Below are 16,640 nucleotides of genomic sequence, written 5' to 3'. Positions count from 1 at the left end.
TTTTGCTGTAAAGTCATAGAAGCACAGAAGGAAATCTTTATAAAACATCGTGTCGAAAAACTCAGTCGAGGCAATATAAATCTTCGCCACTGATCAGGTCATAGTGTTCGCTCTTGAAATCAAACCCAGCCGAACAAACAAATCCGATACGCGCATCGCCCCCCGATGCAAGGTGCCTCACCTGCTGTTCTTCCATCTGACATTCGGTCAGGCCCATAGGCGATTGATAGTATTTCGCCTCATAGAATGCATACGCCCCATTTTGCCGCAAGACGCAATCGAACTGCCCATTCTCATGGCTTTCGGGATCGTCGTACCAATAGGTACCCAAATCTTCGATGCCAGACATTTTACCGGCTTTTGCTAGCCGGGAAAAATACTGCATCACAATACCCTCGAACCTCAATGAAATGAATTGAGTTAACGACGGTGCCACAACATTCTCGTAAAATGCGTCTTCGCCAATGCGAGCTATTGCTCCCTCGTTGGCAAACAGATAGCAGAAATAAAATCGCATAAGGTTGTCTTTGATTGAGTAGAACGTCTTCTTTTTGTCATTCTTACGATTAATAGGACTCGTTTTTTCAATCGTTTCCATATCAAGCAGGTTATTGAGCTGCTTACCCAAAAGCCCAGCGTTATCGCCCCCGAGCGCGGAAGCAATATCGGAATAGCGTTTTTTCCCGTTGCCCAAAATTTGCAGAATACGAATGTCGAAACTCTTTCGAATTTCAGCAAGCATGATGTTTTCCACGTGGGAGCGCAACAGACTGTTCTGGGGAAGCAGTAGCCGCTTGACGCTCGACTCCAAAGACTCCCCAGGCGCCAACATGGACAACACATAAGGTGATCCCCCAAAAACCGCATAACGAGCTATTTTGTCATGCACGGAATCATGAGGATAGAAACGTCGCGCATCGTAATAATCCATCTCATGCAGATACACGATTCCCGTAAACCGTCCGAAAAGCGGGTTGTCCCGGTCAAGCAGCTCACGCATCACCGTGACATAGGAGCCGCATAGTACGATTTTCACATTTGTCGACAGCCGATCGATGACCGCTTGCATATAGGAATCCAGCTCGCCCTTCCGCAACGAATCTTTAAAATATTGATATTCATCGAGAATAAGAAGGATGCGTTTGTTCTGCGCTTCTAGGAAATCGAAAAAGTCAAATAGCGTTTGAACCGTGAAAGGCGGTAGGTCTAAAGCCTGAGAAGTGCTACGACACAGCAGCGAAAGATTGCCTTCAAACGTACTGCGAGCGCAAAGATGGCTGACTACCACCCCGTCGAAACTTTTTGCCGCTTCCGCAATAAGGGTCGATTTGCCCACGCGGCGTTTTCCATATACAAGCACTGCCGTGCGATTGTTGCTGGAAAATTGGTTGCAAAGTTCGTTAAGCTCTTTTTCTCGTCCCACAAACATAGAAGCCTCACCTTTTTACTGAATTATTTTTCAGTGAATTATAATTCAGTAAAAAGTGCAAGTCCATAAGGGCGAGGAAGCATATCCCATCCCTTGATTCATTTCGTCGAAGAGCCCTATGCCGACGAGAGAGTGGAATTCCAGCCAAAATCGTTCTGTATTCGCCAAAGTTTACTGAATTATTTTTCAGTGAATTATGATTCAGTAAATTTGGCCACGACAGGAGAGCCACTCCCCAGAGCAGGCATGTTTGCGCCGGTTTTCGGCCTTGCGATGGAGCGCGCGGTACATGCCCAGGCACTGCGTGAGCGCCTCGCCCTTGGAAACACCCGCCAGACGCACCTTGTGAGCGAACCGCAGCACCTCACCCATCTCAGGGCCCGGCTCGACCCCGGCGGCAATCAGGTCATCGCCTTTCACATACGGGCGGGCCATAAGCTCTTCGAAACATCGCAGATGCCCGGCGAGTCTATCTGCCACCGTTGAGAACGGTTCGCCGCCCGTGCTGCCCTCCCAGTCAGACTGCGCAAGAAGGCACAAATCGGCCGGACAGCAGCTCTCGTCGAATAGCTTGGTGAACGACTTCTGCTTTGCATTGGCGTTGAGAAGCGAACCGGGACGCATGTGCAGCTTGACCATATTCAGCACATACTGCTTGAGGCGCCTCTCATGGAACACACGGTCCATAAACGTCGCAGCCACTTCAACACCCTCGTTCTCGTGGCCGTACGACACGATTCGACCCGTCTCCAGCCTGAACGTAGTTTTAGGCTTGCCCATGTCATGGCAAAGCGCGGCGAGCATCAAGCCCAGTGGCCAGATTGCTTGTTCGCGTAGCGCGGCGGCGCAGTCGAGCACCATCATGGTGTGCTCGAACACGTCACCTTCGGGATGGAAGCATGGATTTTGCTCCACGCCGACAAGCGAATCGACTTCATCGAACCAGCCTTCGAGTTGACCCATCTCGCGCAGCGCCCGAAAATACACGGAAGGATGCGTTGCCTTGAGCAGCGCCTTTTTGGTTTCTTCCGCGATGCGTTCGTGAGGAAGATGCTCGAGCTGCATAGTGCGACACAGCTCGACGGTGGAAGCATCGATGCGCATGTCGAAACGCGCGGCGAACTGCGCCGCCCGCAACACGCGCAGAGGGTCTTCGCCGAATGTGCCCCCATCAACATGTTTAATCACGCCGGCGCGCAGATCGGCGAGCCCGCCGTAAGGGTCGGAAACATCACCCGTCAGCACATCCTCATACAGCGCATTCATGGTGAAATCGCGGCGGCGGGCAGCCTCTTTGATGCCCAGCGCAGGATTGACCTGCACTTCGAAGTCGCGATGCCCCTTGCCCACGCACACCTCGGTACGCGGAAGCGCCACATCGATATCGTTGCCGAACAGTTTGTAGATGCCGAAAGACTCGCCAACCCGCATCACGGTTCCGAATTCGCTCAGAATGCGCTCGAGCTCCTCCCGGCAAACCCCATGGACTTCGATGTCGAGGTCTTTGGTCTTGCGCCCCAAAATCGCATCGCGCACGCAGCCGCCCACGAAATACGCGCGCCCGCCCCGTGCCGCAACCGCCCGAGCGAACTCTCTCGCACACGTAATCTCGGGAGAGTCCAAGCGCTCGTATTTTCCTTCGACCGCAGTCGCCATACTCAAACCTCCGACCTATGCATGCATTCGCATTCCCCTTCGCATCATACGCAAATGCGCCTAGAACGCAAAAGGACGCGCCGCGGCGAAAAGCCACGGCGCTTGGCGGATGCGGTTCGCTGGCTTTAGGCAATCGTCCTACTTCGAAGCGGCCTCCCAAGGGTAGCCGCCTTCGGTTCCGCTACCAAAACCAAGATCGCCAAGGAAGTTGGCGATGACCGTGAGCGGCCAACCGGGATCGCCCCAAAGCCACACGCCTATGCCATAAATTGCGATAACAACAATGACGGGCAGCAAATCTTCAAGATCCATGGTCGCCTCCCTTCGGCGTTGCTTATCTGTTGGCTTTATTTTCTCATGAACTGGGAAAACAGCGCATGTTTGTTGCTGTTTTGTGCAAAATGATCCGCCCTTGTTATTGCGTCGAATAAAAGAGGCGGTTCTGGCCATCCACGAAAATCGCGACGGCGATTTCGGGGCGGCTTTTGGCAAACTCGATGCCGCCCTCAATGCCGAGCGCGCACAGTGTGGTGGAAAAGCCATCGCAATCAAAGCTCTTTGCCGCCACTACGGTGGCGCTTTCGACATCGGTCTGGATGGGCATGCCCGTACGCGGATCGAGAATGTGACAATAACGCTTGCCGTTAATCTCGAAGCAGCGTTCGTAAAGGCCGCTCGTCACCACTGAGCCATCCGTTAAATTCACGGCGCCGAGAATCTTGGATGTGTCCCGCGGATTGCGGATGCCAACAGCAAAGGGGCTGCCGTCGGGCTTACCGCCGCCCACCACCACGTTGCCTCCCAGGTTGATAATAAAATGCATCACGCCGCAGTCGCGCAAAAGCTCGCCGAGCCTATCGGCAATCCATCCCTTTGCCGTGCCGCCCACATCCACCATAGCGCCCGGCATGCCAAGCCGCGCTGTGCGGGCGCCCGGCTCGCCGCCAAGCTCAACGCGGCGCCAGTCAACAAGCCCCAATCGCTCCCGCAGTTCATCGGCATCCGCCATCACGCCGCGCTGGAAATCCCACAAACTGGTGAGGGCTCCCACCGTGATATCGAACCAACCAAGAGACTGCTCGCAATAGCGAAGGCTCCCTTGCAGCAATTCATACGTTTCATCCGCAATTGCCACGGCGGCGCCACCCGCCGCATTCAGCCGCGACACATCGCTATGCGGCAGCGTGCGCGAGAACAGACGCTCATAACGGCGACACGCCTCGACCGCCTGAGAAAATGCCGGGAACACCGCTCGCTCTTCTCCGTAGGCGCTCAAAGCCACCTCGGTGTTGAAGGCGTAGAACGTACATTGGTGCGGTCCCTGCGGATCTTTGCCGCGCAGGTAATCCACTTTATCTTCCAGGGGAATCGCATCGAGCATCGTGATGCCTTTCGTCAGTCTTCGCACAAGTATGAAGCACGCGCCGTCCATGGGCGCCGCAGAATACCGCTGCATATTATAGAAGAGGCGTCTTTCCGAGTGCCGACGGCGAGCAGCATCGCATGCGGCGTGGCGAGAATGGAGCCCGGAGTCTCGTACATTGGCTGCGGTCATATGAGGTCTGCTACCTCGCATGGCTCGTAGTCGAATGGGAGCTGTATCTCGCATGGCCTGCGGCCGCATGCGACCCGCCGGCCGCGCATGAGACCGCAGTCGCACATGGGCTCAGCGTGCGCAAGCCAAAGCCCCCTCCTTCTCAACGAAACCAACCATGAACAGCGCGTTGCATTCCAAAGCCGCGGCAATACGCCCTGATGCGTTTTGTTTATACTGGTCAATGGCCCATGGAGGGGGGGACTTTTATGGACAGCCGCGAAAAACAAACAATGCAGTCGCTCGAACGCGCCCTGGACGTACTTGAGGCGCTTTCAAGCTCCCATGGGGGAATTGGGGTATCGGAGCTTGCGGTCAAAACAGGCCTGAGCAAAACCACCACGCATCGCATTTTGCAGACCCTGGCAACCCGCGGATATGCCGAAAAAACTCTTTCCGGCGCTTACGAGTTAGGGCCGCAACCGTTCATCCTGATGAGTCGGCACATCAATTCGCTCGAGCTTCAGGTTGAAGCTCGCCCGTATTTGCTTGCGCTTGAGCACGCCCTGAAGCTTCCGGCTTACCTAGGAGTACTCGACGGCCCCTTCATTTCCATCATCGGCAAAGAATCCGAGAGCAAAGCGGATGAAGATTTCACCCGTGTAGGAAAACGCTATCCCGCCCACTGTTCGTCAATGGGAAAGGTGCTTCTGTCGTGCCTTTCGGCCGAAGAGCTTGAGGAGGCGCTTTTCGATTTTACATTTGAGCCCCATACGCCCAACACCATTACAAACCGCAGGGATTTCGTGCGCTATTTGCGCACCGTCAGACGAAACGGATGGGCGGCCGACTGCGAGGAATCGGAATTCGACCACCGATGCATTGCGGCCCCCATTTTCGATTTCAGCGGCGAGGCCGTTGCGGCGGTAGGCGTAAGCGGATCAAACGGCGACCTCCCCGAGGAAGACTTTGCCGCCGTGGCGCACAAGGTTATGCGTGCGGCGGCGGGCATTTCGCGACGCATGGGATACGTCGAGTGAGCCTTTGCACCATAGCTTCGTCAGCGAGCGGCGCCCGTTATGCAAAAACCGCCGGTGCGAGGAGGGACGCTGCCGGCGGTTTTGCCCTATATCGAACTGCTCAGTAGAATTAATTGTTTCAGCTATGCCGTAGTCGCCGCGTTCCTACCGGCAATGCGTCCCCAATTGAGCGCGCCCTGGAGGCAGGTGCCGGAGCCTGGGTAGTACGGCCCAATCCACCCTGCCGTGTCAACGCCGGCGCCGAACAGGTGCGGAATGGGGTTCCCATCGGTATCGAGAATTGCGGCATCGGTATTGATCAGGAGCCCGCCAATAGACCCAATGTTGGTGTTCTGGGTTTTCCAGGCGAAGTAAGGAGCCTCATCGAGCGGTGTCAGCTGGACAACGCGCCCGAAAGCGGCGTCTTCCCCAGCCTTGCACGCGGCATTCCACGATTCGACCGTAGCTTTGAGATTGGATGCGGGCATGCCCAGCGCCTTCGCAAGCTCGTCAAGCGAGTCGGCCTGCACCAGGCTCCCGTCATCAAGCGCCGCCTTACGAGCATCCGCGCCGTCCGATGCGTTATCAGACCAGGAGCATTTGGCGTCCGACGTCAGCATCTTGTTGTCCATGAGCATGTACGTGCACCCATCCATGCCGCCCTGGGCCATAGCGGCGTTGAACATCGCGCGGCAGTGGAAGGCGTACGTGGTATCCTCACGCACGAATCGGTTGCCGCGCATATCGATCAGGATATAGGGGATTTCGGGGTTCTGGTTGTTGGTGTAGCTCCAAGTTTGGAGTATTAGGTCGACAGCACCATGGAACGCCGTATCGGCGCCGTGCGCCATTCCAATGCGAATGCCGTCGCCTGTATTGGTTGCGGCAGTAGCAACGGCCTGCGTCTTGATATCCCAATACTGCTGCTGGTCATACTTGAATGCCATGTCTTCGTTGTGGTCAATTGACCCCATCGCCAGCACAACGCCTTTGTTTGCCTTGTAGTTCTTGCCGTCTTTGGTAGCAACGCCTACAACCGTGCCGCTTTCATCTTGGTAAATGTCAACCACTTCCGTATCGGTTTGCACCTCGCCTCCCTTTTCCTGCACGGCGGCAAGGGCATTGGTGGCCCACACCACGCCTCCGGTCTTCGTTTCGTCGGATGCGTCAGTAATCAGATGGATGCGATCACGCATGTATTCGTCTTTCATATAGGGCGTGGGATAGCATCCGAACACGTTCGAGAAAGTGATATTGAAGTTGTCGGCCATCCACTGCAGATTATCGGCCGCATTGTCAGCCATGCATTGCACAAGTTCCTCTTTGACAAGCCCCTCGCCGTCGGTCATCCAAAAATTCTTATGAAGCTCCGGGCTGTCATCGATCACGCCAGCGATTTCTTTTTGCCATGTGGTGCCACTTGCTTGAATGGCGCCTTCTGCAAGAGCGGTTGTTCCGCCCGTGGTGCCGGCCTTTTCAAGCACCAGCACGCTCGACGCCCCATTCTCAAGCGCAGAATACGCCGCAGTAAGCCCGCTGCCGCCGCCTCCGCACACAACGACATCGTATTCGCCATCCCACGAAGAAGGCACGCTCGATCCCGTGGATGCGGAAGAAGGGGCCTTCTCGCCCGCTTGGCTTGGAGAGCATCCTGCCAGCCCCGCGGCCGCTACCCCCGCCAGCCCCATTGCGGCAGCAGTCACAAACCCACGGCGTGACAGCCCCTTTTCCATAGTGGATTCCGACTTCATTGATTGCATCGCGGTCATGACGTCCCCCTAACCTTTGGGTCTTGAGCTTCGCGTCGGAACCAACGCACTGAGGAGAGCTTCGCCAAACCCCAGAACCGCAATATCTCTGCGGCTTGGCACGCCCCTCGCTTGCGTTCAAGCATCTGGCGCGTTACCCCGCCCGCCTCCCTGCGGGCTTGTATGACCCGAAGTTTAAAGAGCCGCAAGATGCCCCACAACGCCCCCAAACCGCCGTACGGCACGGGTGTTCCACGATGCGGAACAACGCAGAATCGCATGCGTTTTGCCGCCAAACAACAAAGCGGCGACCGAATGGCCGCCGCCTTGAATGGCGTTGTTCTATGGTTAATGCAAACGCATTACATCATGCCGCCGGCACCGGCACCCGCGAGGGCGGACAGATCCGGACCCTCCTTGGGAATCTCGTTGACGGTCGCCTCGGTGATGAGGATCAGGCCAGCCACGGAAACGGCAGCCTGCAGAGCGGTGCGGGTGACCTTCACTGGGTCAGACACGCCCATGGCAATCATGTCGCCAAACTCGCCGTTGGCGCAGTTCAGACCTTCGCCCTTCGCCATGCCCTTGACCTTCTCAACCACGACAGAGCCCTCGAAGCCAGCGTTCTGGGCGATGGTGCGCAGCGGCGCCTCCATGGCCTTGCGGATGATGGCAACGCCAACTTCCTCGTCATGGTTCGCGCACTCTACGCCATTCAGAGCGGGCAGCGCGTGCAGCAGAGCCACGCCGCCGCCAGCAACGATGCCCTCTTCGACAGCCGCGCGGGTTGCCTGCAGAGCGTCCTCGATACGGCTCTTCTTCTCCTTGAGCTCAGCCTCGGTGGCAGCGCCCACGCGCAGCACCGCGACACCGCCCTTGAGCTTGGCCAGGCGCTCATGCAGCTTCTCGCGATCGAACTCGGAGTCGGAATTCTCGATCTCGGCCTTGATCTGATCGATGCGGTCATCAATCGCCTTGCTGTCGCCAGCGCCATCGACGATGGTGGTGTCATCCTTGGTGACTTTGACGGTCTTAGCGGTGCCCAGCATGTCGATGGTGGCATCGGCCAGCGTCATGCCGAAGTCAGGCGTGACAACCTGAGCGCCGGTGACGATAGCGATATCCTCCAGCATGCGCTTGCGGCGATCGCCGAAGCCAGGGGCCTTCACGGCGACCACATTGAGGATGCCGCGCAGCTTGTTCAGCAGGATGGTGGCCAGGGCCTCGCCCTCGATGTCCTCAGCGATGATCAGCAGCGGGCGGCCGGAGCGGTTGATGCTCTCCAGCAGCGGCAGCAAATCCTGGATGGAGGTGATCTTCTGGTCGGTAATCAAGATGAAGGGATCCTTCAGCACGGCCTCCATGCGCTCCATGTCGGTGGCCATGTAGGGCGACACGTAGCCCTTGTCGAACTGCATGCCCTCAACGGTCTCGATGGACACACCGAAGGAGGTCTGGGAATCCTCGACGGAGATGACGCCCTCGGTGCCTACGATCTGCATAGCCTCGGCGATGTTGTTGCCGATGGACTCGTCACCAGCGGAAATGGTACCGACGGCAGCAATCTGCTCCTTGCCGGACACAGGGATGGCGTCGGCCTTGATCTGGGCGACGATGGCCTCGGTGGCCTTCTCGATGCCGCGACGCACGGCAAGCGGGTTGGCGCCGGCGGTCACGTTGCGCAGGCCCTCGTTCACGATGACATCGGTGAGCAGCGTGGCGGTGGTGGTGCCGTCGCCCGCGCCGTCGTTGGTCTTGGTGGCAGCCTCGCGCACCAGCTGGGCACCCATGTTCTCCACGGGATCCTCCAGCTCGATCTCCTTAGCGACAGTCACGCCGTCGTTGGTGATGGTGGGAGCGCCGTAGCTGCGCTCGAGGGCGACGTAACGGCCCTTGGGGCCAAGCGTCACCTTGACGGCGTCAGCAAGCTTGGAAACACCGGCGGCAAGACCGCTGCGGGCTTCAGACTGGAATTTGATTTCCTTAGCCATGTTCTTAAACTTCCTTTCGGAAACTAGCTTACTAAGTGAACACTGATTACAAATCAGCTCTTACTTGCGAATCGTCGTCGCTCCAGCCACGATTTGGAGCCGCGAGCGCTTCGCAATCGCAACGTTAGTCGGTGTAAACCGCAAACAGATCGTCGGCACGCAGGATGAGCACTTCCTCGCCCTCGACGGTGATTTCGGTTCCGCCGTACTTGCCGTACAGCACGCGGTCGCCCTCCTTGACCGGCATGGGAATCAGATTGCCGTCCTTGTCCAGCTTGCCCTCGCCCACAGCCAGCACGATGCCGCTCTGTGGCTTCTCTTTGCTGGTGGAGGCCAGGATGAGGCCCGACGCGGTGGTGGTTTCAGCTTCGTCGCGCTTGACGATAACGCGATCTCCCAAAGGCTTGAGATTCATGGAATGTCCTTTCCCTGTTGCCTTTTATTACCTTGCGGTCGTGCGCAACGAGCATCGCATTTAAAGACGCATGCGATTGTTCGTCGCGGCTTCTGAGTGCTAGCACTCAAACCCATCGAGTGCTAACAGTTGGCTATACTAGCACCCAGCCTTTGGGATTCAACCCCTTTTGCAGAAAATCTAAGTGCCGTTGACTAAATGTTGCGAAAGATGGAGAAACCTCCAGTGGAAGAACGAGGGTCGCTTTATTCTCCTGCAGGCGAAAGCGCTTCGAGCAGCGCCGTGCAGCCGCGGAGCACGTCGTCGTAAGTGGTGTCGAAATCGCGCGTATACCAGGGGTCGGCCACGTCGGATGCGGCATCGGTGGTCACGCCTTCGGGGAATTCGAGCAGCTTGCGCACCTTGTTCGCCGGGTCGCCGCCCAGCATGCGACGCATATTGCGGATGTTGGCGGAATCCATGCCCACAAACAGGTCGTACTTGTCATAGTCGTCCGCACGCAGCTGCACCGCACGTTTGCCGTCGCTGGAAATGCCGTGAGCACGCAGCACCTTTTTGGTGCCGGGATATACCGGCATGCCGATTTCCTCGGTACTGGTGGCCGAACTCGCAATGACGAACTCATCCGCGCGCCCCGCCTTCTCCACCAGATCCTTCATGACGAATTCTGCCATGGTTGATCTACAGATGTTGCCGTGGCACACAAACATGATTCTATGCATGGGTATATTCCTTTTCTAGCTCGCGCCCTATCAGCTCATTCGCGATCTCAAGCGCCTTGATGCGACGCTTGGCGAGCGTGATCTGCGACTTATAGCGTTCGGGATGGCCTTTCGATTCCAACGTGACAATCGTCGCACGCAGCTTATGGAGAATGGAATCGATTTGACGCTGGGCCTCTTTCAAATCGTCGACGTTGAATTCGCTCGCCTGAGACGCTGCTTTATCTATACATTCTTTTTGATTGGTAGTCTCCATTAGATACTTACTATCTCTTCACAACCACAGAGTTCCCAGAATGCCACCGCGCTGGCGGCCGCAACATTAAGGCTGTCCACGTGGTGCTTCATGGGAATGCGTACCGTGTAATCGCAGCCGGCGATGGTTTGCTGCGCCAGGCCATCGCCTTCGGTTCCGAAGACCAGCGCCAGACGGTTACATGCAGCAAGTTGCGACGCACCCAGGGGAATTGAGTCATCAGAAAGCGCCATGGCTGCCGTCTTGAAACCCAGCGCATGCAGGCGCTCAAGCCCTGCCGCCGGCCATTCGTGCACATTCTCGCCGATGCGCGTCCACGGCACCTGGAACACCGTGCCCATGCTCACGCGCACCGCACGACGATACAGCGGATCGCAGCACGTAGGCGTGACCAGCACCACATCCACACCCAACGCGGCGGCAGAGCGGAAAATAGCACCCACATTGGTGTGGTCGACAATACCCTCCAGCACGGCCACGCGCAGACGCACATCTTCCGGCACACAACCCATCGCGGCAGACTTTTCGCGCGCGATCTGATCGATGAGCTCCTCCGCACTCGGCAGCTGCGGACGGCGCATGGCGCACAGAATGCCTCGCGTAAGCGCGAAACCCGTGAGCTTTTTGAGCTCGTCTTCGGGCGCCACGAATATGGGCACCCCGTCGTCGGCCGCGCAAGTTCCTTCAGCATCACCTGCACCTTCAGCCGTACGGGTCACTTCAGCGTTGCCAGCTACCTTTGCCTCATCGCTTTCCTCAATGCTGCCGAATCCCGCGGCCGCCCCGGTCCTTTCGTTGGCCTTTGCCGCAACGCCCGCCGCTTCAATGCGCGTCACCACGTCGGCAGCCGCATCCAGCCAATGTGGCGTCATCAGAACCGACACGGGCACCATGCCGCCTTCGAGCGCACGTTCAATCACCTTGATGCTCTCGGCGATGAAGATTCCCTTCTCGGGCTCCAGCTTATTGCGCAACTGCGCCTCAGTCAGACGCGCATACGCATCCAAACGCGGGTCATCAAGCGAATCAATATGGATATAGGGCATCGAAGCCTCCTGCCTGCCATTGAATCAGCGGTGATAGACTGCGCCTGCCACGCAGGCACGCGCATGAATACCCCGTTGCATGAATGGGCGCCTTCTTTCTCACAATGTATCATGTTAGAAAATGTGAGCAAATGTGAGAAAAAGAAGATTCCACTAGAGCGTAGTCAGATCATAGTAGTGCGGGTAGATGTCTTCGTATTCGCCGTTGATATTGCGGAAGCCACCGGGAATGGCGCCCAAGCGTGTGAAGCCAATCTTCTCATAAAGGTGGAGCGCCGACGCATTGGACGCAACCACGGCGTTGAACTGCAGCACGCGGAAACCGCACGCCTTGGCGCGATGGAGAGAGTCGGTCACGAGCGCCGCGCCCACGTGTTTGCCGCGCGCCTCCCGCGCCACGGCATAACTCGCGTTGGCAATATGCCCGCAACGCCCGATATTGTTGGGGTGCAGGATGTAGAGGCCCAGGACCTCGCCATCTTGCACAGCCACAGCGGTCTCCGTCTGCGACGCAAAAAACTCCTCCGCCTCGGCGTCGCTGGCGAGCACGTCTTCTTGCGGGAACGCGCGCCCATCTATGACGACCTGATTCCAAATCTCGCGCATCGCGGGAACATCGGAAGATGTGAACAAACGAACCCCGATTGCCTGCGTATTTTGAGATGCCATGCTTTGCCCTCCATTGATAAAGGCGAGTCCGAAAGTCGACTCGCCCTTAGTAGTAAAAAGATACTTACTATTTTTTACGCTTATACATTCTGAAAGAATCCTAGTTCTTAAACGAATGAATAGGCGCGGGAATTCGTCCGCCACGGGTGACAAACGCCTCGCAGCTTGCCTGGTTCACCGGCATGATAGGTGCGTATCCCATGAGACCGCCGAAGTGGGCCATCTCGCCCACGCCCTTGCCCGCCACAGGGATGATGCGCACCGCGGTGGTCTTCTGGTTCACCATACCGATGGCGGCCTCGTCGGCAATGATGCCGCTGATGGTGGCAGCGCTCGTGTCACCCGGCACCGCGATCATGTCCAGGCCCACGCTGCAAACGCAGGTCATAGCCTCAAGCTTCTCAATGGTCAGGCACCCGTTAGCAGCCGCCTCGATCATGTTCTTGTCCTCGGACACGGGAATGAACGCGCCGGAAAGACCGCCCACGTAGGACGACGCCATGATGCCGCCCTTCTTCACCTGGTCGTTCAGCATGGCGAGCGCCGCCGTGGTGCCGGGCGCGCCCACCTGGGAAAGGCCAATCTTCTCCAGCACCTCGCCCACGGAGTCGCCCTCAGCCGGTGTGGGCGCCAGCGACAGGTCGATGATGCCGAACGGGATGCCCAGCCTACGACTTGCCTCCTGCGCCACCAGCTGGCCCACACGCGTAATTTTGAACGCGGTGCGCTTGATGGTCTCGCACAGGAACTCGAAATCCTTGCCCTTGGCCTCGTCCAGCGCGCGGCTCACCACGCCGGGGCCGGAAACGCCCACGTTAATCACGGCGTCGCCCTCGGTCACGCCGTGGAAGCCGCCGGCCATGAACGGATTGTCGTCGGGCACGTTGCAGAAGGCCACGAACTTCACGCAGCCATAGGAGTCGTTATCGGCGGTAGCAGCGGCGATATCCTTGACCACATGACCCAGAAGCTCGACGGCATTCATGTCGATGCCCGTCTTGGTGGAGCCCACGTTCACGCTGGAGCACACAATATCGGTCTCGGAAAGCGCCTGCGGCAGCGAGCGGATGAGCAGCTCCTCGGCCGGGGTCATAGCCTTGTTCACCAGCGCCGAATAGCCACCCAGCAGATCGACGCCCACCTCTTTGCCCGCGCGATCGAGAGCATGGGCAATTTTGACGAAATCCTCGCTCGTCTTGCACGCCGAGGCGCCCACCAGCGAAATAGGCGTCACGGTGATGCGCTTGTTCACGATGGGGATGCCGTAGTCACGTTCGATGGCATCACCCGTCACCACCAGGTCTTTCGCATAGGTGGTAATCTTGCGGTAAATATTGTCGCACAGCTCATCTACATCATTGCTCACACAGTCGAGCAGGCTGATGCCCATGGTGATGGTACGCACATCGAGCTTTTCCTGCTCGATCATCTTATTGGTCTCATGGACCTCCATAATGTTGATCATCGGAGGATACCTTTCATCGGAATGACATGCGCATGCGAGGGTTTCGCCGGGGAGGCGGAGAGGCCCCGGCGACACTCGGTGGCTCAAATTCGTCAAAAACGGGCCACCGGAGCAATGCGCATAGCGAGCAAAGCGAGCGGTAGCATTGCGGGTGCGCCGGGGACCTCTCCGCCTCCCCGGCGAAACCCTAAATGCGATGCATCTTTTCGAATATTTCAGACTTCTGGCAGCGAATGCGTACGCCAATCTGGTCGCCAAGCTGCTCGAGATCTTCCACCACGGCGTCGAAATCCTTGTCGGCCGCCGCAACGTCCACAATCATCATCATGTTGAAGAACCCATCGATGATGGTCTGCGAGATATCGAGCACGTTGACCTTGTGGTCGGCGAGATACGTGCACACGCGTGCAATGATGCCTACGGTGTCCTGCCCGACCACGGTGATGATCGCTTTATCCATGCGACGCTCCTTGTTAACGAGGAATTGAAACCGCTTTAGTCTAGCATAGCGGCGCGAAAACGCGGCGAATGACCTATAATGTGTCGTTTGTGCCGCCTTTCCGGCTTGCGCTTGTGCATGGCGCAACGCCAAACCGGAGCAGAAGCCGGAAAGACGATTCGCTTGAACGTCAGCAATAAGAGTTTCTGGAGTTATGGACATGAGCGACAATTCCTCCCCCGCTACGCAAGGCGGCGCTGGCCAGCCGCGCGAGAAGTTCGCCTCGCGCATCGGGTTCATCCTTATTTCCGCAGGCTGCGCCATCGGCCTGGGCAACGTGTGGCGTTTCCCCTATGTGACCGGCGAGTACGGCGGTGCGGCATTCGTGCTGTTGTACTTGGTGTTTTTGGCCATCCTGGGCTTGCCCATCCTGGTCATGGAGTTTGCCGTCGGCCGCGCCAGCCAGAAAAGCTGTGCGCGCAGCTTCGACATCCTGGAACCCAAAGGCACCAAGTGGCACTGGTATAAGTGGTTCGCGTTCGCGGGCAACTATATCCTCATGATGTTCTACACCACCGTGGCCGGCTGGATGGTGGCCTACGCGTTCAAGACCGCCGCCGGCGAGCTCAACGGCGTGGCGCCCGACGCCACCGGCGAGGTGTTCGCCGCCATGCAGGCCGATCCGCTGCAGATGTTCCTCTGGATGCTGCTCATCTGCGTCATTGGCTTCGGCATCTGCGGCATGGGCCTGCAGAAAGGCGTGGAGCGCATCACCAGCGTGATGATGGCATGCCTGTTCGTGGCGATCGTTATCCTGGCGGTCAATTCCGTGCTACTTCCCGGCTCTGGCGAGGGCCTGAGGTTCTACCTGATGCCCGACTTCGGCAAGATGATCGAGAACGGCTTCGGCGATGCGGTGTACGCCGCCATGGGCCAGGCATTCTTCACCTTGTCTATCGGCGCGTCCGGCATGGCCATCTTCGGCAGTTACATCGACCGCGACCGTCGCCTGACCGGCGAGGCCGTGAGCGTGGCAGGGCTTTCCACCATGATTTCGCTGCTTGCGGGCCTCATCATCTTCCCCGCGTGCTTCGCCTTTGGCGTGAACCCCGATTCCGGCCCCAACCTGGTGTTTGTCACGCTGCCCAGCGTGTTCAACCAGATGTGGCTGGGCCAGCTTTGGGGTGCGCTGTTCTTCGTATTCATGAGCTTCGCGGCGCTGTCCACCGTCATCGGCGTGTTCGAGAACATCATCGCGTTCACCATGGACCAGTGGAACGTGTCGCGCCGCCGCGCCGTTGCCATCAACGCCGTAGGCATCATCGTGCTGTCCATCCCCTGCATCCTGGGCTTCAACCTGTGGTCGGGCTTCCAGGTGCCGGGCATCGGCGACATCCAGAGCCTCGAGGACTTCATCGTGTCCAACAACATCCTGCCGCTGGGTGGCCTGTTCTACGTGATCTTCTGCACGAGCCGCTACGGCTGGGGCTGGAAGAACTTCATCAACGAGGCCGATGCCGGCAAGGGAATGAAGTTCGCCTCGTGGAGCTACGTGTGGATCAAGTACTGCATCCCCGTGCTGATGGTGGTCATCTTCGTGATGGGATACCTGCCTAAGTTCCAAATTTGGCTGGGACTGGCGTAACGCCATCGAAGCAAACATCCAGAACGCCAGGAAGCTGGCCCACATCCAAGCATGAACGAGGGAGCTTCGGCTCCCTCTTTTTACGCCATTTCCTCTTTCCTTGGACGACCCGGAGTCGGAGCGTCAGCCAGACGCGCTTCAATACTCGCGCACGTCACCCACGTGTTGCGCCCTTCGCGCCATCCATCCAAATGGCGGCTCGCAATCATGGCGGTCACTCTGCTCCGCGAGACCCCGAGCAACCGAGCCGCCTCAGTGGCGGAAACTTTTGCCACCTCGTCCAGACCAATTTCCACCGATACGATAACGCGAATTCCGCCATTGCGCGGCTCGTTCTCAAATGTGGGAGAGGGCAACGACATGCCGCGCATCATCGCATCACGCGACACCTCGCGCAGCACATCCGCCGCTGATTCGCATGCGTCTTGGACGTCTTCGCCCTGCGTTATGGCTTCTGGAAGATCAAACGATGCAATGATCCACTGTCGTTCCCCGCGCCACAGTTCGAATTCATAGGTACGTTGCATAACGGCCCCCGTTCCTTACGTTGCCGATGCTCATTTAAGACCTGCTTGCTTTTTCAGGCGATAAAACACCTCGTCCTCG

General features: G+C 57.8%; 16 protein-coding genes. 2 read left to right on the top strand and 14 right to left on the bottom strand.

Going from position 1 to position 16,640, the window contains the following annotated elements; translation table 11 throughout:
• Positions 1-61: 61 nt before the first annotated feature.
• From DMP06_RS04970 to DMP06_RS04960, 4 genes are all read right to left on the bottom strand, one after another.
• Positions 62-1,429 carry an AAA family ATPase gene (locus tag DMP06_RS04970; protein WP_123208640.1) on the bottom strand — a complete coding sequence of 456 codons (1,368 nt, stop codon included), beginning with the start codon at positions 1,427-1,429 and terminating at the stop codon, positions 62-64.
• Between the two features lie 201 nt (positions 1,430-1,630).
• Positions 1,631-3,085 (bottom strand): CCA tRNA nucleotidyltransferase, encoded by a 1,455-nt coding sequence (locus DMP06_RS04965; RefSeq protein WP_123208639.1) that lies wholly within the window; start codon positions 3,083-3,085, stop codon positions 1,631-1,633.
• Between the two features lie 138 nt (positions 3,086-3,223).
• The gene (locus tag DMP06_RS11405) at positions 3,224-3,397 is read right to left on the bottom strand and encodes a hypothetical protein (protein WP_161957823.1); all 174 of its coding nucleotides are present in this window, start codon (positions 3,395-3,397) and stop codon (positions 3,224-3,226) included.
• A gap of 103 nt (positions 3,398-3,500) precedes the next feature.
• On the bottom strand, positions 3,501-4,466 hold the full coding sequence (locus DMP06_RS04960) for an FAD:protein FMN transferase (RefSeq protein ID WP_123208673.1): 966 nt from the start codon (positions 4,464-4,466) through the stop codon (positions 3,501-3,503).
• A gap of 422 nt (positions 4,467-4,888) precedes the next feature.
• Here DMP06_RS04960 and DMP06_RS04955 point away from each other — a divergent pair, with 422 nt between their 5' ends.
• Positions 4,889-5,659 (top strand): IclR family transcriptional regulator, encoded by a 771-nt coding sequence (locus DMP06_RS04955; protein ID WP_161957822.1) that lies wholly within the window; start codon positions 4,889-4,891, stop codon positions 5,657-5,659.
• Positions 5,660-5,781: 122 nt separating this feature from the next.
• Here the strand turns inward: DMP06_RS04955 and DMP06_RS04950 are convergent, their stop codons facing one another.
• The 9 genes from DMP06_RS04950 to DMP06_RS04910 form a co-directional block, all read right to left on the bottom strand.
• Positions 5,782-7,407: an FAD-dependent oxidoreductase gene (locus DMP06_RS04950; protein WP_123208637.1), complete on the bottom strand. Its 1,626-nt coding sequence runs from the start codon at positions 7,405-7,407 to the stop codon at positions 5,782-5,784.
• Positions 7,408-7,748: 341 nt separating this feature from the next.
• The gene (gene groL / locus DMP06_RS04945) at positions 7,749-9,377 is read right to left on the bottom strand and encodes a chaperonin GroEL (RefSeq protein ID WP_123208636.1); all 1,629 of its coding nucleotides are present in this window, start codon (positions 9,375-9,377) and stop codon (positions 7,749-7,751) included.
• Between the two features lie 124 nt (positions 9,378-9,501).
• On the bottom strand, positions 9,502-9,792 hold the full coding sequence (locus tag DMP06_RS04940; RefSeq protein WP_123208635.1) for a co-chaperone GroES: 291 nt from the start codon (positions 9,790-9,792) through the stop codon (positions 9,502-9,504).
• A 245-nt stretch (positions 9,793-10,037) separates the two neighbouring features.
• The gene (locus tag DMP06_RS04935) at positions 10,038-10,514 is read right to left on the bottom strand and encodes a low molecular weight protein-tyrosine-phosphatase (protein ID WP_123208634.1); all 477 of its coding nucleotides are present in this window, start codon (positions 10,512-10,514) and stop codon (positions 10,038-10,040) included.
• Positions 10,507-10,770, bottom strand: coding sequence for a hypothetical protein (locus DMP06_RS04930; protein WP_123208633.1), 264 nt, complete (start codon positions 10,768-10,770; stop codon positions 10,507-10,509). Before DMP06_RS04930 ends, DMP06_RS04935 begins: the two co-directional genes overlap by 8 nt.
• Positions 10,770-11,816 (bottom strand): TrmH family RNA methyltransferase, encoded by a 1,047-nt coding sequence (locus DMP06_RS04925; protein ID WP_123208632.1) that lies wholly within the window; start codon positions 11,814-11,816, stop codon positions 10,770-10,772. Before DMP06_RS04925 ends, DMP06_RS04930 begins: the two co-directional genes overlap by 1 nt.
• Positions 11,817-11,969: 153 nt before the next feature.
• Positions 11,970-12,485 (bottom strand): GNAT family N-acetyltransferase, encoded by a 516-nt coding sequence (locus tag DMP06_RS04920; RefSeq protein WP_123208631.1) that lies wholly within the window; start codon positions 12,483-12,485, stop codon positions 11,970-11,972.
• A gap of 100 nt (positions 12,486-12,585) precedes the next feature.
• Positions 12,586-13,950: a PFL family protein gene (locus DMP06_RS04915; RefSeq protein WP_123208630.1), complete on the bottom strand. Its 1,365-nt coding sequence runs from the start codon at positions 13,948-13,950 to the stop codon at positions 12,586-12,588.
• 187 nt (positions 13,951-14,137) lie between these two features.
• Positions 14,138-14,410 carry an ACT domain-containing protein gene (locus DMP06_RS04910; RefSeq protein WP_123208629.1) on the bottom strand — a complete coding sequence of 91 codons (273 nt, stop codon included), beginning with the start codon at positions 14,408-14,410 and terminating at the stop codon, positions 14,138-14,140.
• Between the two features lie 193 nt (positions 14,411-14,603).
• Here DMP06_RS04910 and DMP06_RS04905 point away from each other — a divergent pair, with 193 nt between their 5' ends.
• Complete coding sequence (locus DMP06_RS04905; RefSeq protein ID WP_123208628.1) at positions 14,604-16,034, top strand: sodium-dependent transporter; 1,431 nt, start codon at positions 14,604-14,606, stop codon at positions 16,032-16,034.
• An 80-nt stretch (positions 16,035-16,114) separates the two neighbouring features.
• Here DMP06_RS04905 and DMP06_RS04900 read toward each other — a convergent pair whose 3' ends face one another.
• A complete protein-coding gene (locus DMP06_RS04900) occupies positions 16,115-16,561 on the bottom strand; it encodes a MerR family transcriptional regulator (RefSeq protein WP_123208627.1) in 447 nt (148 codons plus the stop codon).
• Between the last annotated feature and the right edge of the window lie 79 nt (positions 16,562-16,640).

Source organism: Slackia equolifaciens, from assembly GCF_003725995.1.
Lineage (GTDB): Bacteria > Actinomycetota > Coriobacteriia > Coriobacteriales > Eggerthellaceae > Slackia > Slackia equolifaciens.
Note: the sequence above shows the minus strand (reverse complement) of the source record. Positions and strands in the feature narration are given on the sequence as shown.